General features: G+C 66.1%; 15 protein-coding genes and 1 pseudogene. 5 read left to right on the top strand and 11 right to left on the bottom strand.

Features of this window, described 5'->3' with window-relative positions:
* Window positions 1–59 precede the first annotated feature (59 nt).
* The 10 genes and pseudogenes from ACE3SL_RS15480 to ACE3SL_RS15525 all read right to left on the bottom strand — a co-directional run bounded on the left by ACE3SL_RS15480 (window position 60) and on the right by ACE3SL_RS15525 (window position 10,864).
* Window positions 60–584 (bottom strand): hypothetical protein, encoded by a 525-nt coding sequence (locus ACE3SL_RS15480; RefSeq protein WP_374526616.1) that lies wholly within the window; start codon window positions 582–584, stop codon window positions 60–62.
* Window positions 585–835: 251 nt separating this feature from the next.
* Window positions 836–1,867, bottom strand: a complete 1,032-nt coding sequence (locus ACE3SL_RS15485; protein WP_374526617.1) for an NADP-dependent oxidoreductase — start codon at window positions 1,865–1,867, stop codon at window positions 836–838.
* A gap of 194 nt (window positions 1,868–2,061) precedes the next feature.
* Window positions 2,062–2,640, bottom strand: a complete 579-nt coding sequence (locus tag ACE3SL_RS15490; RefSeq protein ID WP_374526619.1) for a hypothetical protein — start codon at window positions 2,638–2,640, stop codon at window positions 2,062–2,064.
* Between the two features lie 179 nt (window positions 2,641–2,819).
* Window positions 2,820–3,629, bottom strand: a complete 810-nt coding sequence (locus ACE3SL_RS15495) for a glycine zipper domain-containing protein (RefSeq protein WP_374526620.1) — start codon at window positions 3,627–3,629, stop codon at window positions 2,820–2,822.
* A gap of 146 nt (window positions 3,630–3,775) precedes the next feature.
* Window positions 3,776–4,264, bottom strand: coding sequence for a GAF domain-containing protein (locus ACE3SL_RS15500; RefSeq protein WP_374526621.1), 489 nt, complete (start codon window positions 4,262–4,264; stop codon window positions 3,776–3,778).
* Window position 4,265: 1 nt separating this feature from the next.
* Window positions 4,266–5,384 (bottom strand): hypothetical protein, encoded by a 1,119-nt coding sequence (locus tag ACE3SL_RS15505; RefSeq protein ID WP_374526622.1) that lies wholly within the window; start codon window positions 5,382–5,384, stop codon window positions 4,266–4,268.
* Window positions 5,360–7,479 (bottom strand): annotated as a pseudogene (locus tag ACE3SL_RS15510) (prolyl oligopeptidase family protein). Before ACE3SL_RS15510 ends, ACE3SL_RS15505 begins: the two are co-directional and overlap by 25 nt.
* A 229-nt stretch (window positions 7,480–7,708) precedes the next feature.
* Window positions 7,709–9,298 carry a DHA2 family efflux MFS transporter permease subunit gene (locus tag ACE3SL_RS15515; RefSeq protein ID WP_374526623.1) on the bottom strand — a complete coding sequence of 530 codons (1,590 nt, stop codon included), beginning with the start codon at window positions 9,296–9,298 and terminating at the stop codon, window positions 7,709–7,711.
* A 10-nt stretch (window positions 9,299–9,308) separates the two neighbouring features.
* The gene (locus tag ACE3SL_RS15520; protein WP_374526624.1) at window positions 9,309–10,424 is read right to left on the bottom strand and encodes an HlyD family secretion protein; all 1,116 of its coding nucleotides are present in this window, start codon (window positions 10,422–10,424) and stop codon (window positions 9,309–9,311) included.
* The gene (locus ACE3SL_RS15525; RefSeq protein WP_374526625.1) at window positions 10,424–10,864 is read right to left on the bottom strand and encodes a MarR family winged helix-turn-helix transcriptional regulator; all 441 of its coding nucleotides are present in this window, start codon (window positions 10,862–10,864) and stop codon (window positions 10,424–10,426) included. The genes ACE3SL_RS15520 and ACE3SL_RS15525 overlap by 1 nt, the downstream gene beginning before the upstream one ends.
* A 131-nt stretch (window positions 10,865–10,995) precedes the next feature.
* Here ACE3SL_RS15525 and ACE3SL_RS15530 point away from each other — a divergent pair, with 131 nt between their 5' ends.
* The 3 genes from ACE3SL_RS15530 (at window position 10,996) to ACE3SL_RS15540 (ending at window position 14,335) form a co-directional block, all read left to right on the top strand.
* Window positions 10,996–11,643, top strand: a complete 648-nt coding sequence (locus ACE3SL_RS15530) for a 2-hydroxychromene-2-carboxylate isomerase (protein ID WP_374526627.1) — start codon at window positions 10,996–10,998, stop codon at window positions 11,641–11,643.
* 48 nt (window positions 11,644–11,691) lie between these two features.
* Window positions 11,692–12,444 (top strand): alpha/beta fold hydrolase, encoded by a 753-nt coding sequence (locus ACE3SL_RS15535; protein ID WP_374526628.1) that lies wholly within the window; start codon window positions 11,692–11,694, stop codon window positions 12,442–12,444.
* A gap of 76 nt (window positions 12,445–12,520) precedes the next feature.
* The gene (locus tag ACE3SL_RS15540; RefSeq protein ID WP_374526629.1) at window positions 12,521–14,335 is read left to right on the top strand and encodes a M2 family metallopeptidase; all 1,815 of its coding nucleotides are present in this window, start codon (window positions 12,521–12,523) and stop codon (window positions 14,333–14,335) included.
* A gap of 115 nt (window positions 14,336–14,450) precedes the next feature.
* Here ACE3SL_RS15540 and ACE3SL_RS15545 read toward each other — a convergent pair whose 3' ends face one another.
* Entirely contained in the window at window positions 14,451–16,094 is a 1,644-nt protein-coding gene (locus ACE3SL_RS15545; protein WP_374526630.1) for a M20/M25/M40 family metallo-hydrolase, read from the bottom strand.
* A 229-nt stretch (window positions 16,095–16,323) separates the two neighbouring features.
* Between ACE3SL_RS15545 and ACE3SL_RS15550 the strand changes: the two genes are divergently transcribed.
* Both ACE3SL_RS15550 and ACE3SL_RS15555 read left to right on the top strand, forming a co-directional pair.
* Complete coding sequence (locus tag ACE3SL_RS15550) at window positions 16,324–16,899, top strand: hypothetical protein (RefSeq protein ID WP_374526631.1); 576 nt, start codon at window positions 16,324–16,326, stop codon at window positions 16,897–16,899.
* The gene (locus tag ACE3SL_RS15555; RefSeq protein WP_374526632.1) at window positions 16,890–18,257 is read left to right on the top strand and encodes a DNA-packaging protein; all 1,368 of its coding nucleotides are present in this window, start codon (window positions 16,890–16,892) and stop codon (window positions 18,255–18,257) included. The genes ACE3SL_RS15550 and ACE3SL_RS15555 overlap by 10 nt, the downstream gene beginning before the upstream one ends.
* Window positions 18,258–18,761 lie beyond the last annotated feature (504 nt).

Genomic DNA, 18,761 nt, shown 5'->3' on the forward strand with positions numbered 1-18,761 from the left:
ATGCGATGGCGCGCGCCCAAAGAAAAGCCCTCCCCCGAAGGGGAGGGCAGGATATCTTCCTAGCGAAGGCCGGAATAGTCGATATCGACGACGCGGCCATAGCGGATGTCGCAGCTGAATTTGCCCTTGTCGTAATAGCCGCCGCGACCCCAGCGGCCGCCATAACCGTCGCGGACGACGACGCGGCCCTTGACGCGATAGCCGTCGCGCTTGCGGTCGATGCTCGTCACCTGCGTGACGTCGGTGCGGCCATAGCGGCTGGTGCCTCGCTCGACGGCGTTCACGCACTGGCTGACCGCGCCGCGGCTGTTGCCATAGCGGCTATAGTCATAACCATAGCCATAGCGCGGGTCGTTGTCGTAGCGGCCACGATAGCGGTCATTGTACCGACCGTCGTAGCGATCGTTGTCGGCCGACAGGATCGCGGCCAGACCGCCGAGTACGACGGCGCCGGCGATGACCTCGCCCGCGCTGATTCCGTCGCGGTCGTAGCGGTCGCGCGCGTTGGCGGGAACGGCGCTTGCCAGCATCGCTCCAACGGTGGCCGCGCCAATTGCGGCCTTGCCGACCTTGTTCATAGCCATGGTTCGGTCTCCTAAAAAGCGCAGGCGGCACCCGTTGCGGCCTGTTGGAAACCTTTTAGAGAGTCGGCGGTGACGTGGTGCTGAACCCTCCGCTTATCTGGGGTTCAGCCTTGGTTCTGCTGGCGTTCAGCTAACAAAGGCGGTGTACCCCAACGCGCTCATCCTGCCTTCTGGGCCCGCCGATGCTATAACTCACCTCGATGCCGCCCCAGCCGAATCCCGGGAGGGAACCAGCAACGCGAATGACACGGCTATTCTGCCCCGTCGATCCGCAGCAATTGCTTGCCCTGACTGGCACCGCTGAACAGGCGGAGGAAGGTTTGCGGCACCGCCTCGAAACTCCGCTGGATATCGACGCGATAGCGAACCTCGCCGCTTTGGACCCATTGGCGGAGATCGGCCATTGCCGTGGGTATCCGGTCCAGATGGTCGAGCAGGATGAAGCCGCGCATCTCTGCCCGCTGCGAAACCAGTCGCATCAGGTTGCGTGGGCCGGGTGCGGGATGCGCGTCATTATAGCTCGCGATTGCACCGCACAGGACAATACGGCCGAAGCGGGCGATATGCGAAATCCCCGCCTCGAGCGTGCTGCCGCCGACATTGTCGAAGAACAGATTGATCCCGTCAGGGGCGAGAGCCCCGAGTCGCGACCGGACATCCTCGCTGCGATAGTCGATGGCGGCGTCGGCGCCATAATCTTCGGTCAGCCAGCGGCATTTTTCGGGCCCGCCGGCGATCCCGATCACGCGCGCGCCGCGCAACCGCGCGATCTGCACCGCGATCGATCCGACCGCACCCGCCGCGCCCGAAACCAGCACGCAATCACCCGCGCCGAGCCGCCCGACATCGAGCATTCCGACATAAGCGGTGAGGCTGGCCGCGCCGAACACGCCCAGCGCCTGCTCGGGCGCTACACCCTGCGCTATCTGGACCGGTGCGGCTTCGTTCGACCGCGCCGCGACGGCATAATCCTGCCAGCCGAACAGTCCGCGCACCATCGCGCCTTCGGGATAGGCAGGGTTCGCCGAGGCGACGACGCGCGCCACGGCGCTGCCGCGCACCGGCTCGTCGATCGCGATGGGGGGCATATAGCTCGCAACATCGTCCATCCAGCCGCGCTGGGCAGGGTCGAAGCCGAACATCAGGTTGCGGACGAGAATTTCACCTGCGGCCAGATCAGCAGCGGGTATCGGCGCATCATGCCGTTTGAAATCGCCGGCACGTACCTGTCCCTCGGGGCGCCGGGCCAGCAGCCATTGGCGATTGACGGTCTGCAGGGGCATGGCGGCGCTCCGGTTCGAGAAGGCAGGATTGTTATGCCGCTCGCTCCTTGCTGCCACCAGCCCGCATTGTCCTGCGCCGCGCACAATATGTTTCGAGACAGGCCGGACGGCCTCCAGGATCGGAACCGGCGTTCATGTCCTCGCGCGCCCTCGACCGCTCGATTCGGCAAAGATTTGCGAACGGCTGCGCGGTGCTAATTAAACTGTACGTCGGTGACGCGACCGTTTCGATAGCTGCAGCCGAAGCTCCGTACTTCGCCGCCGAGACGCGAGGCGGTGCCGGTGACGTACCAGCCGCCGTTGTTCGGCTCGGTTCCGGTGATGCTGTCGACGCGGGCATCGTCGCCCAATTCGCCCTCGACCGCCCAGCTGCAGGCGTCGGACGCGCGCGCTTCGGCCTCGCCTTTGCCATAGGGCTGCTCGGCGGTGCCCTTGCCATAGGATTGGGCCTCGTCAGCAGCGCGCGGTTCATAGTTCGGCGCATCCTGGCGCGGCTCGCGGTAGGGGGGCTCATAGGGGTAGTCGCGGTCGCGCCGCTCGGCCCGGTTCCGGTCGGAGTCCTTGCTTGCGGCGCCGACCACCGCCGCGATCGTGCCGAGGATCAGCAGGCCGCCGACGACTTCGCCCGCGCTGATATGGTCGCGGTCGCGATAGCCCCAGCCGCCATGGCCATAACGCCCGCGCGCTTCGGCGGGCGCGGCAGCGAGCGAGGAGAGAAGGATCGCCGTCGCGGTGGCGAGGCCTGTGACTTTACGTCCGGTGACTTTAGACATCGAGGGGGACTCCCACCCGCGGGGCCAAGGATGGTCCGGCCCGCAATGATGCGCTGATAGATGAACCATGCTTTCGCGGCGCTGAACCGGTTGCAGGGCGCGGCGAATCGAAAGGCCCGCCATTGCGGTAATGGCGGGCCTTCGGGGACCAGATAAAGGCGACCAGACCTATCCGGGTATCAGCAGCCGCAGCGCGGCTTGGGCCGGGGCTTCCACTTCTTCTTCGCCGCATAGCGTTTCCGCACCGGCACATTCTCGTAATAGGTGCGCGTCGTTGTTTCGACCCGCTCGGTCACGACCGGCGGCCCGCTGATGATCGTCGTGACGACGACGCCCGGCGTATAATAACCATAGCCCGAGCCATAATAGCTTTGGGCATAGCCGCCCTGATAATAACCGCCGCCATGATGATAGCGGCCGCGGCCGGCCCACCATTCGTCGCATTTCTTGCGGTCGGCCTCGCTGCCGATCGCGGCGCCGGCGAGCGCGCCGACCCCGCCGCCGATCAGCGTGCCGGCGGTGCGGTCGCCATGGCCGGCGACGCGGTTGCCGACGACGCCGCCCACGACGCTCCCGACAACCGCTCCGGTCGCCGTGCCCCCCCGGCCACAGCGCCGCGCCATATCCGCATCGCGCGGACCGTAACCCTGATAATGACGATCATATTCGGGCGGCGGCGGATAGTCCGCGCCCGGACGGCCCTCGACCGTCCCTTCGTAGCTGCCGTCGTAGCGGCGGCCATCGGGTGCCTCATAGGTGCCGTTCCAGGTACCGGTCCAGCGCCCTTCGGCATCATAGGTGCCGTTCACTTCGCGATAGTCGACCTCGCTCGGTACGCGGTCGGGGTATCCGGTGTAGACGCGCGCGTCGGGTGTGGCGGGCGCGCCATAGTCGAGCTTCGGCGCCGATGCGGCGGGTTCGGCGCTGTTCGCGTGACCGGAGAGCAGCAGCACCCCCGCAGCCGCACCCAGAAGCAAAATCGTCCGCATAGCACACTCCCTGTTACCCTGGCCGCCGGGCCGCGTGGAACGCGGCGACTAGCGATTGGTTAACAGCTTGTTAGCAAATCGGGGCGAGTCTCGCGAATCCGTTAACCCTGAGATTGTCGTCCCAATATGGGTCAGGCCAATAGAGGTCAGGGCGCGAGCGCCGCGGCGATGCGCGCGACGAGGGCTTCGGCACCCGCCTGATCATCGGCGGTGAAGCGCGCGGGCGAGGGGCTGTCGAGGTCGAGCACGCCGACCAGCCGGTCTTCGGCGACGATCGGCACGACCAGTTCGCTGCGGCTGTCGGCGTCGCAGGCGATGTGGCCGGCGAAGGCGTGGACATCCTCGACCCGCTGCGTCGCGCGCAGCCGCGCGGCGGCGCCGCATACGCCCTTGTCGAGCGGAATGCGGATGCACGCCGCCTTGCCCTGAAATGGGCCAAGCACGAGCTCGCGACCATCGAAGCGATAGAAGCCCGCCCAGTTGAGGTCGGGAATCGCCTGCCAGATCAGCGCCGCGACATTCGCCATGTTCGCGATCCCGTCGGGCTCGCCCGCGACGAGCGCCGCGGCGGCGTCGGCGGCCTCGGCCCAGCGTTCGGCAGGATCGGTGGCGGAGAAGGCGAGGGCATGGGACATGCTATTTCCTGTTCGGGCAAGGCGGTGAAACGGCCGGCATCGGCCTGGCGTCACCGCGCCAGCTGATGCGAAAGACGATATATTGGGCGTCATGGTCCGAAAGGCGAGGGCCATTTTTCCCGTCGAACAGCGTTGCGACCGATAGCGGCTCGACGCGGAGCGCGGTGCCGCTGCGATAACCGAGGAGATCATAGGCCTCTCTCCACGCCGCGGCGTCGGTCATCGCGGCTGGGCGGGCGGCGAAATCTGCGCCTTTTCCTGCAAGGCGGAAGGCGGGGTCGCTTGCGAAGCGCCCGGTCCGGTCCCCGCTCCGGTAATTGTTGAAATCGCCTGCCGCGATCATCGCGGTCGCCCGAGGAAGATCGGCGAGGAAGGCGTCATTCTCTTGCGTCTGGAGCGCGTGTGCCGTCTCGGCGCGTTCGATCCCGACCCTGGCGGGCTCGCGCGAATTGCGGTGGGTGTTGAAGATATAGAGCAGTTCGGGTGCGCCGGGGAGCTGGAGTGCAACCCGCTCGGCACCCTTGTTCGACAGGCAATCGTAACCCGCGCAGCTACTACGGCCGAAGGCTTCATCCCTTGTGGCAACGACGGGCAGATCGGTCGCGACGTACAGGCCGCCGTCGAGCCATTTGCCGAGCCCCTCGCCCTTCCACCAATGCGCGCTTTCGGCATAGCCCGGCGGCGGATCGGTGGCGGGCAAGCGCCGTTTCGCGTCGAGCGCGGGGCCGGGAACGATGGTGTCGAAACCCGCGGCGACCGGGATGCGCGAAGCCGCGGGTATGAAAGCCTTGTGCAGGATCAATATGTCGGGGCCGAGGCCGGCCTTGCGCCGTGCCGCGATCCAGTCGGCGATCGCTGCGAGCTTCGGCCCGCGCCCGCTGCGGACCGGCCAGGGCAAGCCCTCGACATTCCACAGCAACACGCGCAGCCGCATCGCCTCGCGACCGTCGCCGAACGTTTGGGTGGGCGGAAGCGCGGCCGGGCCGTGGCAATCGGCGATCCGCTCGATCCGAGCTGCCCTGCCGTCGGGCAGGATCGACCGGACCGCCGCCGCGCCGCAGAGGAGTGCGACCGCGGCGACGGCGAACCAGCGGCCTATTCGACGCTGAGGCCGGTCCATTTGGCGGCGAACGCATATTTGTCGGCCGCTTCGGCGATGATCTTGTCGGTCGGCTTGCCCGATCCATGGCCAGCGCGCGTCTCGATCCGGATCAGATGCGGCCTCGGCCCAATATCCTCATGCTGCAGCTCGGCGGCATATTTGAAGCTGTGCCCCGGCACGACGCGGTCGTCGGTGTCGGCGGTGGTGACGAGGATCGCCGGATAGGCCTTGCCGCCCTTGATATTGTGATAGGGCGAGTAGGCGAGCAGATTCTTGAAATCGGCTTCCTTCGACGGATAGCCATAATCATCGACCCAATAGCGCCCGGCGGTGAAGCGGTCGAAGCGCAGCATGTCCATCACGCCGACCGCGGGCAGCGCGGCGGCGAACAGGTCGGGACGCTGGTTGGTGACCGCGCCGACGAGCAGGCCGCCGTTCGATCCGCCCTCGATCGCGAGCTGGCCCTTGCCGGTGATCCCTTGCGCGATCAGATAGTCGCCCGCGGCGATGAAATCGTCGAACACATTCTGCTTCTTGTCGAGCCGCCCGCCGTCGTGCCACGCCTTGCCATATTCGCCGCCGCCGCGCAGGTTGGCGACCGCGAACACGCCGCCGGCCTCCATCCACGCGAGCTTGGTCGGTGAGAAGCCCGGCGTCATCGACACGTTGAAACCGCCATAGCCATAGAGCAGGGTCGGTGAGCCCTTCGAGCGGTCGAGGCCCTTCTTCATCACGATGAACATCGGCACCTCGGTGCCGTCCTTCGATGTGTAGAAGCGCTGTTCGACCGAATATTGTTTCGGATCGAAGGTCAGCTTCGGCGCCGCGAAGACCTCGCTCTTTCCGGTCACCGTGTCGAGGCGATAGATCGTCGTCGGCGTCGCGTAGCTCGAGAAGCTGTAGAAGGTTTCGGGGTCCTTCGGATTGCCGCCGAAACCCGTCGCCGATCCGATGTCGGCGAGATGGATCGCCGAGATCGGCTTGCCGTCGAGCCCGATCATCTCGGCCTCCGACTTCGCGTCGCCGAGGTAGGAGAGGATGATGCGGTTCCCGACGCGCGAGGCGCCGACCAGCGTCGCCTCCTTCTCCGCGACGAGTTCGGTCAGCTCGCCGGGTTTGCGAATGTCGAGCGCGACAAGGCGCGCGCGCGGCGCGTCCTTGTTGGTGAGGAAGGTGAAGCGCGTACCCTCGTTCGCGACATATTCCCAATTGTTCGCATAGTCCGAAACGAGCGCGACCGGCTTGCCGCCCTTGACCGGATAGAGGGTCAGGCCGAAGCGCTCGTCGGTTCCCTCCGACAAGACGACGAGCACATAGCGGCCGTCGTCGGTGACGAGCGCGCTGTGGTTGAGCTTTGGCCGGTCGGGGGTCGCATGGATCAGCGTGTCGGCGCTCTGCGGGGTGCCGAGCTTGTGGAAGTAGACCGCGTGATTTTCGTTGAGCGACTGGAAGGCTTGGCCTTCCTTCGGTTCGGGGAAGCGCGAATAGAAAAAGCCGCTGCCATCTTTCGCCCAGGCGAGGCCGGAGAATTTGACCCAGCGGATCTCGTCGCCCGTATCCTTGCCGGTCGCGACGTCCTTGACCCGGACGATGCGCCAGTCGGTGCCGCCGTCCTGCACCGAATAGAGAAGATACTTGCCGTCCTCCGACGGTTCCCACTCGCCGAGCGCCGTCGCGCCGTCGCGCCGTCCTTGGCCCACGCATTGGGATCGATCAGTTCGCGGCCTTCGCCCGTCAGCCCGTCGCGGACGAACAGCACCGACTGCGGCTGCAGCCCGTCGTTGCGCGTGTAGAAATAGCGCGTGCCGGCTTTGCGCGGCAGGCCGAAGCGCTCGTAATTATAGAGTTCGGTCATCCGCTTCCTGAACGCTTCGCGGCCGGGCAGCGTCGCGAGATAGGCGTCGGTGACCTTGTTCTGGTCGGCGACCCAGGCGGCGACCTTCGGATTGACGCGGACATCGTCCTCGAGCCAGCGATAGGGGTCGGCGACATCGACGCCGAACTGCGGATCGACCGTGGTGCCGCGCTCGGTCGCGGGGTAGGCGAGCTTCGCCGCCGGGGTGGCGACGGCCGCGGCGGAGTCGGCCGCGTGCGCAGTTGCGGGCGCAATCATCAGCAGGACCAACGCCAGCGGCGCGCGGAAATCTTTACGGGACATGGCAAGGCGATCCTCATCGTCAGGTAATATTCGTGCGCCGCACTGTAAGGATGGAAAAGGGGCGGGCAAGGGGATTCGGTGCTGTGGGCCGTGCTTCATGTGCGACAGACGCGGCGCGCCTGTTCGCGTCACCGTCTTGGCGAACCATGGTTTCCATCACCAGTTCCGCGGGTCGATGGTCCCCTTAGTGCCCCATGTCGGCGGCGGAGGCCTGCGGGCCGCCGGCCTTGGGCGGACGCAGCAGTATCACGAGCGGGACCGACGCCAGCGTCACCCACATCATCGCCCAGAAATTGTCGATATAGGCGACCATCGCCGCCTGCCGGTTGATCTCGACATTGACCACCGCCATCACGCTGCCGCCGAGCTGGCCCAGCCGGTCGGAGGTCGAAGGGTCGATCATCGGGACCGAGCCGCTGGTGATATGCGCCACAAGGTCCTCGTGGCTGATCTGCGTGTTCGAGCCGAGCAAGGTCGTGACGACCGAAATGCCGACCGAGGCGCCGACGCTGCGGAACAGGTTGAGCAGGCTCGCGCCGTCGGTGCGCCACGCCGGCCCCAGCGTCGCGAAGGCCATGGTGTTGAGCGGAATGAAGACGAGCCCCATGCCAAGGCCTTGAACGAGGCCGCTGAGGATCACCGGTCCCATGCCCATCATCAGCGACCATTGGCTCATCTGCCACAGCGACAGCGCGGCGATCAGCAGGCCGCTCCCCACCATCCACCGCGCATCGACCTTGCCGAGCAGGCGCCCGGCGATCGACATGCTGAAGAAAATGCCGATGCCGCGCACGGCGAGGACCCAGCCGGTATCGATCACCGGCCAACCGAACAGGCGCTGGAGCATCGGCGGCAGCAGCGCCATCGAGGAAAACATGACGACGCCGATCACCGCCATGAAGCCGAACCCCATCACAAGATTGCGGTCGGCAAGCATTCGGCGGTCGAACATCGTGTTGCTCGCGGTGGCGAGGTGGATGACGAACATCCACAGGCACGAGATCGCGACCCCGGTCTCGATCCAGATTTCCACGCTGTCGAACCAGTCCTTCTGCGCGCCGCGATCGAGCATCAGCTGGAGCGAGGCGAGGCCAAGCGCGAGCATCGAAAAGCCGAACAGGTCGAACTTGCGATCCTTGCGCCCCGTCGCGGGAAGCAGCGCCCACATCAGCGCGAGCGTGATCGCACCGACGGGCAGGTTGACGTAGAAGACCCAGCGCCAATTGACCGACTCGGTGAGCCAGCCGCCCAGGATCGGCCCGAGAATCGGCCCGACCATGATCCCCATCCCCCAGATCGACATCGCGCGCGCATGTTTTTCGGGCGGGTTGATGTCGAGCATCACCGACTGCGACAGGGGGCCGATGAAGGCGGCGCTGATCCCCTGCAGGAAACGGAAGAGGACCATTTCTTCCAGATTCTGCGCCGCGCCGCACGCCATCGAGGCGATGATAAAACCGATCACCGAACCCAGGAACAGCGCGCGCCGACCGACGCGGTCGGCGAGCCAGCCGGTGATCGGCATCGCGACCGCCGAGGCGATGATATAGCTGGTGAGCACCCAGTTCACCGTTTCGCTCGTCGCGCCGAGGCTCGACTGCATGTGCGGAATGGCGACGTTGGCAATCGTCGTGTCGAGGATCTGCATCACCGAGGCGCCCATGACCGCGACGGTCAAGAGGCCGCGATAGCGCACCTGCTCATAGAGCGGACGCTCCTCGTTGACGACCGTCGCCGCGGGCGCGGCGCGGCGGGGAAGGGCGCGGCTCGCCATTGGCGGCGTCCTACTTGCAGCCGTCGCTGGTATAGACGGTGACGTCGGTCGACAGGCCGGCGATCATCGGGCGTTTCGCGACTTCGTCGAAGGCGATACGGACGGGAACGCGCTGCGTCACCTTGACCCAGTTGCCGGTCGCATTCTGTGCCGGGAGCACCGAAAACTCGCTGCCCGTGCCCGCGCCGATCGTCTGGACATGGCCGCGCACGACGAGGCCGGGATAGGCGTCGAAGCGCATCTCGGCGCGCTGGCCGACGCACATATGCGCAAGGTCGGTTTCCTTGAAATTGGCATCGACCCACGGATGCGCGGTATCGACAAGTGTCACCGCGGGCAGCCCCTGGACCATCATCTGGCCGAGCTGGAGGCGATCCGATTCGGCGACGCGGCCGGCGCTCGGGGCGCGGACTTCGGTGCGGCCGAGATTGACCTCGGCCTGCGCGCGCTGGACCTTGGCCGCCTCGACCTGCGGATTGATCCCGCCGGCGCCGGTCGCGAGCTTGGCGCGCGCTTCGGCGGCGTCCGCCTTCGCTTGTGCGAGGCTGGCCCGCGCCTGTTCGACCGCGTGCTTCGACGCATCATAGGCGGCCCTGGTCGTGAAGCCCTTTTCCATCAGCGCCGCCTGCCGCGCGAAATTGGATTCGGCGAAACCGACCGCTTCCTGTCCGGCCTTGATATCGACGCCGGTCGAGGCGAGGCTCGCCGACAGATTGCCGACATCGACCTGAGCCGCGTCGATCGCCGCGCTCGCCTGCGCGACGCTCAGCGCATAGGGGCGCCCGTCTATGCGGAACAGCAACTGGCCTTTCTGCACTTGCTGCCCCTCGCGCACCGCGACTTCGGTGATCAGTCCGCCGACCTCGGCTGCGACCGAGACCTTGTCCATCTGGACATAGGCATTGTCGGTCGACACCGATCCGCCGCTCGTCAGCCAGTACCAGCCGCCCGCGGCGGCGAGGATCAGCGGCAGGCCGAACATCAGCGCGCGCGTGTGCCATGACGACGGCGCCTTGTCGTCGGCATCGGATGCGGTGGACGTGATCGCCGGCACCGGATCGGCCTTGGGCATTGCCTTCGGCCGTGCATCTTCGGCCTTGGTGCGGGATGGGGAGAGCTGGTCCATTACAGGGCTTCTTTCAAGCATTCGCGGCGGGAGAGATTGGCACGCACGCGCTCGACGAGCGCGGCGAGCTGGTCGCGTTCCGCAGCGGTCAGCCCTTCGGTGGCTTCGTCGTTCAGCACCTCCGCGGTGTGGCGTATCGAGAGCAGTAGTTCGGTCGCGCGCGCTGTCAGATACAGCCGCCAGGCGCGGCGGTCGGTCGGGTCGGCACGCCGCTCGACGAGCCCCGCCTCGACGAGCCGGTCGACCATGCGCGACAGGGTGATCGGTTCGACCTCGATCAGTTCGGCGAGCGGTCCCTGACGGATTCCCTCGTGCCGTTTCAAATAGGTGATCAGCCGCCATTGCAGCGCGGTAATCCCGCTGTCCTTCGTGCGCGCGTTGAAGGCGCGGCGATAGAGCCGCGCACTGTCGTTCAGCAGGAAGCCGATCGTCTCGTTCATGGCAGACGATATAATAGCAGATGCTATTATATTCAATCGCAACTTTACTGCAGGTGCGAAAACCTCTGATATGGTGTAAAAAATCCGCCATGATGCTTGCAAGGGCGATGGTTTTTGGCACTATATCTGCCATGACTCTGACCGCCGACCTCTTCTGGTCCTTTCGCTCGCCCTATTCCTATCTGGCGACCGGTCGCTATCGGGCGCTCGCCGCGAGCCACGATCTGACCATCAACCTGCGCCCGGTCTATCCGCTCGCGATCCGCCAGCCCGATTTCTTCGAGCGCAACCATCCGAACTGGCTGAGCTATACGATGCGCGACATGATCCGCGTCGCGCAGTTCCACGGCATCCCTTTCGGTCCGCCGCGACCCGACCCGATCGTCCAGAATGTCGCGACGCGCGCGATCGCCGAGGAGCAGCCCTATATTTATCGCCTGACGCGGCTCGGCCAGGCGGCATCGCGGCGCGGTAAGAGCCTCGCTTTCGCCCATGAGGTCGGGCAGCTCATTTGGGGCGGCGCGCAGGACTGGCATCTCGGCGATCATCTCGCCGGCGCGGCGCGGCGTGCGGGGCTCGATCTCGCCGAGCTCGATGCCGAAGCGGTTCGGGATGCCGAGTCGCTCGACACCGAAATCGCCGCGAATCAGCTTGCGCTCGAACTCGCGGGGCACTGGGGCGTGCCGACATTGGTCTTCGACGGCGAACCCTTCTTCGGGCAGGACCGCATCGAACTGGCGAAATGGCGGATGGAGCAGAAGGGGTTGCGGGCGCGCTGACCGGCCGGTCGGCTTGCCCACGGGCGAGGTCGGGCCTAAAGCCGCACGATGACCGTTGAACCCCGATTTTTCGACGCGCGCGACGGCGTGCGGCTGGCGTGGCGCGAAATGGGCGAGGGGGCGCCGATCCTGCTTCTCCATGGCCTGTTCTCGAATGCCGAGGTCAACTGGATCAAGTTCGGCACCGCGGCGCGCGTCGCCGAGGCGGGCTACCGCGTCATCATGCCCGACCTGCGTGTCCACGGCGCGAGCGAGGCGCCGCAGGAGCCGGAGCATTATCCGCCCGACGTGTTGGTCCACGACCTGCAGGATCTGGTCGCGCATCTCGGCCTGGCCGATTTCGACCTTGGCGGCTTCTCGCTCGGCGCGCGGACGAGCGTGCGCGGGGTCGTCGGGGGCCTGAGGCCGCGGCGGCTGATCCTCGGCGGCATGGGGCTCGCGGGGCTTGCCGGCTGGGCGAAGCGCGGCGACTTCTTCCGCCGCGTCATCGCCGATTATGAAAGTGCGAAGCGCGGCGACGACACGTGGATGTCGATCCAGTTCATGAAGACGATGAAGATCGATCGGGTCGCGGCGCGGCTGCTGCTCGACAGCTTCACCGACACGACGCCCGACATGCTCGCGGCGCTGACGATGCCCACGCTCGTCGTCTGCGGGGATCAGGATCAGGACAATGGATCGGCCGGGGAACTGGTCTCGGCGCTGCCTGACGCGCGACTCGCGACGATCCCCGGAACCCATATGTCGAGCGTGACGCGGCCCGAACTCGGCGAGGCGATCGCGGCCTTTCTCGTGGCTTGACCGGGCTCGCGGCGCGGTCCAGATTGCCCGCCATCGCGCCTTGAGAGCGCACCCCTTTCCAAGAGGATCGCACCCCATGAAAGCCATGATTTCAACGCTGTCGCTCGCCTTGTCGCTTGCGGTGGCGACCCCCGCCATTGCGCAAACGGCGCTCACGGCAGCCGACGCCGATGCCTTTATCGCATCGGTCGAGAAGGACCTGTTCGACTATACGGTCGAAAGCAGCCAGGTGAACTGGGTCAACGCCACCTATATCACCGACGACACCGACGCCATGGCGGCGCGGATCAACGCGGTCGGCACCGAAAAGTCGGTCAAATATGCGCTCGAAGCCGCCAAATATATGAACGTTGCGGGCCTCAGCGCCGATACGAAGCGCAAGCTCGACATCCTGCGCACCGGCATCGTGCTGCCGGCGCCGACCACGCCCGGTGCTGCGACCGAGCTCAACACGATCGCGACCGATCTGCAATCGCAGTACGGCAAGGGCCGCGGCACGCTCGATGGCAAGGAAATTTCGGGCTCCGACATCGAAGCCGAGATGGGCAATCTGAAGCATACGCCCGCCGAATATGCCGAGATGTGGACGAGCTGGCACGATAATGTCGGCGCGCCGATGAAGGACGATTATGCCAAGATGGTCGGCATCGCGAACGAGGGTGCGAAGGAGCTCGGCTTCGCCGACACCGGCGCGATGTGGCGGTCGGGCTACGACATGCCGCCCGAGGAATTCGCGAAGCTCACCGAGAAGATCTGGCAGGACATGAAGCCGCTCTATGTCGCGCTCCACACCTATGTCCGCTGGAAGCTCAACGAGAAATATGGCGACGCGGTGCAGCCCAAGACCGGCCCGATCCGCGCCGACCTGCTCGGCAATATGTGGGCGCAGGAATGGGGCAATATCTACCCGCTCGTGGCGCCGCCGGGCGCCGGCGACCTCGGCTACGACATTGGCGACCTGCTCACCGAAAAGGGCAAGAAACCGCTGGACATGGTCAAGGCGGGTGAGAATTTCTATTCCTCGCTCGGCTTCGCGCCGCTACCCGAAACTTTCTGGAAGCGCAGCCAGTTCCTGAAGCCCGCCGACCGCGAGGTCGTCTGCCATGCGTCGGCATGGGATATCGATAACAAGGATGATATCCGCATCAAGATGTGCATCAAGGTGAACGCCGACGATTTCGTCACGATTCACCACGAACTCGGCCATAATTACTACCAGCGCGCCTATAACAAGCAGCCGCTGCTGTATCTGAACGGCGCGAACGACGGCTTCCACGAGGCGATCGGCGATTTCGTCGCGCTGTCGATCACCCCGCAATATCTCGTCGACATCGGCCTGCTCGACAAATCGAAGGTGCCGAGCGCCGACAAGGACATCGGTCTGCTGTTGCGGCAGGCGATGGACAAGGTCGCCTTCCTGCCGTTCGGCCTGCTGGTCGATCGCTGGCGCTGGGGCGTCTTCGACGGATCGATCAAGCCCGCCGATTATAACAAGGCGTGGACCGACCTCCGAAAGGAATATCAGGGTATCGTACCGCCGGGCGAGCGGCCGGCGAATGCGTTCGATGCGGGCGCCAAATATCATATTCCGGGCAACACCCCCTACACCCGCTATTTCCTCGCGCGCGTGTTGCAGTTCCAATTCTATCAGGCGGCATGCAAGCAGGCGGGGTGGAAGGGGCCCCTCCACCGCTGCTCCTTCTATGGCAACAAGGCGGTCGGCGCGAAGCTGAACGCGATGCTTGAAATGGGTGCGTCGAAGCCGTGGCCCGACGCGCTGCAGGCCTTCACCGGCAGCCGTGAAATGTCGGGCAAGGCGATGGCCGACTATTTCGCGCCGCTGAAAAAATGGCTCGACGAGCAGAACAAGGGGCATCCGTCGGGCTGGTAAGCGCGGGGCGGCAGTCGCTGGCCCAAGAAGGACGGGGCAACGATGTCCCGGCCTCTTTCTGGTCTATGCCGGAAAAAATGGCATCAAGGGCGGGAGCAGACGTGGCTCCTCCCGCTCATTTCCGCGTCGCCGCGCTCTTGTCGCGGATGGCCTTGAATTCGCTGTCGGTTTTCCATTGCGGCCATTTTGCCGAGCGGGCGAGGTCGTCGCCGATCTGGTAAAAAATCTGAACATCCTGAACCGCGCCGTCGAGGTTCCAGTTCGCGTCCCATGCGTCGCACGCCTGATGATAGCATTTGCCGGTATAGTCATCGACCCACTGCTGGCCCGCCGCCTTGCCGCCGTTCACGAGGTCGGAGGCACCGGCGATGCCCATCATCAGGAGGACCGGAACACCGCGCTTCGCCATACTGAAATGGTCGGCGCGGTAGAAGAGGCCGCGTTCGGGGAGGCTTTCGGCGCTGACCGTGCGGCCCTGCGCGGCGGCGAGGCGCGCGAGATCGTCCTCGAGGCTGCCCTGACCCTTGCCGACGAGGATGACGTCCTTTGCCTTGCCGGCGGTCTGCAGGACGTCGAGGCCGAGGTTGGCGACGGTCTTTTCGACCGGATAGAGCGGGTTCTGCGCATAAGCCTCCGACCCGAGCAGGCCGCGTTCCTCGGCGGTCCAGAAGGCGAAGAGGAGGGTGCGGTCGGGCGGCGGCGCGGCCTTGAAGACACGCGCGATCTCGAACAGCCCGGCGACGCCGAGCGCATCGTCGTTGGCGCCGGCGCGGTAGATGCGGCCCTGTTCGTCGGGCTTGCCCGCGCCATAGGCGTCCCAGTGCGCGCCGTACATGACGACCTCGCCGGGGCGTTTGGTGCCGGGGATTCTGGCGAGGACATTCTGGCTTTGCACGACCGCATGCTGCACCGGAATGTCGGCGTCGAAGGTCGTGGCGAGGTCGACGGGACGGAAGTCCTTGCGGCGCGCGGCGACGCGGAGCTTCGCGAGATCCTGCCCGGCGGCGGCGAAGAGCCTGGTCGCGGTCTCGCCCGAGATCCAGCCCTGCAGCGCGAGGCTGGTCATTTTGTCGGGCGGGACGACGAGGCCGTAATTCTCGCCGCCGCCGCTCTTGACGACGTTCCAGCCATAGCCGACCCCGTCGGCATCGTGGACGATCAGCGCGGCGACCGCGCCGCGCCGCGCCGCCTCCTCGAACTTGTAGGTCCAGCGGCCGTAATAGGTCATCGTCCTGCCGCCGAACTTGCCGAACGCATCCTCGCCCTTCGCGGCGACGAAATCGGGGTCGTTGATCAGGAAAACCGCGACCTTGCCCTTGAGATCGACGCCCTTGAAATCGTCCCAGCCGCGCTCGGGCGCGGTGACGCCATAGCCGACGAAGACGAGCGGCGCCCCCGCGACCGCCGCGACGTCGTTCGGCTGGAGCGTCGAGACATAGATGTCGGTGCCCTGCACCAGCGGCGTGGCGCCCTTGCCGCCGAACGCGAGCTTCGCCGGGGCGCCGAGCGCGGTGTGGAGGAGCGGCACCGGCTGGGTCCAGCCGCCGCCCGTGCCCGCGGGTTCGAGCCCCAGCGCCTGCAGCCGGCCGATCAGATAGCCGATCGTGCGCTCCTCGCCCACCGTGCCGGGCGCGCGGCCCTGAAACTGGTCCGATGCGAGGGTGCGGACGGTTTCGGTGATGTTGGCGGCGCTGATGTCCTGCGCCGCGGCGGGAGCGGCGAAGAGAAGGGCGGCGGTAACGGCGAGGCGCGGGGTCATGGAGGGCTTTCCGGTGGTTGGGGAAACGGCGAACCTAGAGCGATTGGCCGGGACTTGAAAGGATCGTCTGCGCGCAGTCGAATGAAATTCACCAGATAGGTTATTTTATATTGACATCGTCACGCTGTTATGGCACAAGTATCGCATCATGAAGAATTGCGAGTCGGGCCGGCGCCCTTCCGATGCGGGAAGGCGTTGCGGCCCGTTTTGCTTTTGGGGCGAGGCGGATATGGGCGACGAACGCGAGGACGAGATTGTACCGCAGCATAATCGGCCGGTGCAGGCCAAGGCCGGTAAGCCGGGCGGTTGGACCAAGGCGAAGCGCGAGACGTTTCTGGTTGAACTGGCGGCGAGCTGCAACATCGTGCGCGCGGCGGCGCTGGCCGGGATGGGGCAGAGCGGCGCCTATCGCCTGCGCAAGCGCGAACCGGATTTCGCGGCGCAATGGCAGGCGGCGCTGGAAATCGGTTATGAGCGGCTGGAAACCGCGCTGGTGCGCCGCGCGCTGGAGGCGGTGGGGGAGACGGCCGGCGAGTTTCCGGTCGAAGCGCTCGACGAGCGCAGCGAGCCGGTCGAAAAGATGACCGTCGATCAGGCGATCCGTATCCTGACCTTTCATCGCGAGAGCATCCGGCAAGGACAGGCGCGCACCCGCAAGGCGCAGGCGCGCCATGTCGCGACGCAGGAGGAAACCGATGCCGCGCTGATCAAGCGCATCCGCATGGTCGAGCGGCAGCGCGCGGCCAATGCGCCGCCGCGCGGGAGCGATGCAGCCCCCGATGCGCCCGAACCCCCATGCGCATAAGCGATGCCGAACTGGCCGCCACCGATCCGGCGACAAGGCAAAGACGGTCGGACGGCGTGCTGGCGCGGTTGCGCCGCCTGACATCCGGAGAGCTGCGGCGCGTGCTGCGCGACCTGACCGATGCGCAGAAGGCCGAGCTGGCGACGCGCTGGTACGGGTTCGAACATGACGGGCAGCGCGAGCCGCCGGGCGACTGGCGCATCTGGCTGATCCGCGCGGGACGCGGGTTCGGCAAGACGCGCGCCGGATCGGAATGGGTGAGCCAGATCGCGCGCGACCGGCCCGCCACGCTGATCGCCCTCGTCGCGGCGACGCACGCCGACGGCGTGCGCGTGATGATCGAAGGGCCGAGCGGATTGCTCGCGGTCGCGCGGCGCGGGGAAGAACCGCGCTGGACGAACGGGCGGCGCGAGCTGGTCTTTTCGAGCGGGGCGGTGGCGACGCTCTATTCGGCGGAAGCGGGTGAGGAGCTTCGCGGCCCCGAGCATCATTTCGCCTGGTGCGACGAGCTGGCGAAATGGCGCCGCGGCGAGGCGGCGTGGGACAATCTGATGATGGGGCTGCGGCTCGGCGAGCGGCCGCGCGCGGTGGTGACGACGACTCCGCGCGTCAATGCGGTGATGCGCAAGGTGATGGCGGCGCCGGGAAAGGTGGAGACGCTCGGCAGGACGCGGGACAATCCCTGGCTGCCGGACGATTTCGTCTGCGCGATGCTCGAAAGCTATGGCGGGACGCGGCTGGGGCGGCAGGAACTCGACGGCGAATTGCTCGAGGATGTCGAGGGGGCACTGTGGACGCGCGCTTTGGTCGAGCGGTGCCGGGTCGATGCCGACAGCATCGGCAAGCCGGTACGCGTGATCATCGGCGTCGATCCGCCGGCGACGAGCAATGGCGATGCCTGCGGGATCGTCGTCGCGGCGCTGCTGCGCGACGGGCGGCTCGCGGTGGTCGAGGATGCCAGCGTCGAGACGCCACCGCCCGCGGCGTGGGCACAGGCGGTCGCGGCGGCGGCGGCGCGCTGGGGCGCCGACCGGATCGTCGCCGAGAGCAATATGGGGGGCGAGATGGTCGAGGGCACGCTGCGCCAGGCCGATTGCACGCTGCCGGTGGTGCCCGTGCATGCGAGCGTCGGCAAGGCGCGGCGGGCGGAGCCGGTCGCGACCGCCTATGAGCGCGGGCAGGTCGTACATGCGGGGATGTTCGCGGAGTTGGAAGACCAGCTTTGCGGGTTGCAGGTGGGTGGCGGCTATGCGGGGCCGGGGCGCTCGCCGGATCGGGCGGATGCTTGCGTCTGGGCGCTGGCGGCGTTGCTGGAAGGGCGGAGGAAGGGGAAGGCGCCGGGGGTGCGGGTGGTTTAGATGATCGCGCGACGGTGGTGAACATCGTCCATAACGGACGGCGATCTTCGATCGGCAAGTTGACTTATCGCTATTCGTTATGATTATGAATAGCTTGCGGATTGGGAGAGCGCATTGAAGCCGTGGACGGTAGAAATCTGGCGAACCATCGCCATACTTGCGCTCGCTTCGTCGGTGTTATTGAGCGCCGTTATAATATACGCCGTCCTGGCGTTTAAATCCAACCTCGGCGTTATCCTGGAAGGCGCTCCGGTCTGCCTCCGGAATGCGCGGACGTTTGATAGTATTGCAGCTGCACAGGCGATCGGTCGACTGGATCTGGTGTCATTTCTGCTGACGACTGGCGGGGTGCTGCTTGGCGTCTTTAGGGTCAGGACCCATTGATTTGCGGTAGCGATTATGATTCAGGCGACCACGAAGGAGCCTGAATTTGAGCGATTTATTCTGGCTGACGGACGAGCAGATGGCGCGTCTCCAGCCCTATTTTCCAAAGAGCCATGGCCG

It is taken from the genome of Sphingopyxis sp., assembly GCF_041916015.1.
Taxonomy (GTDB): Bacteria; Pseudomonadota; Alphaproteobacteria; order Sphingomonadales; family Sphingomonadaceae; genus Sphingopyxis.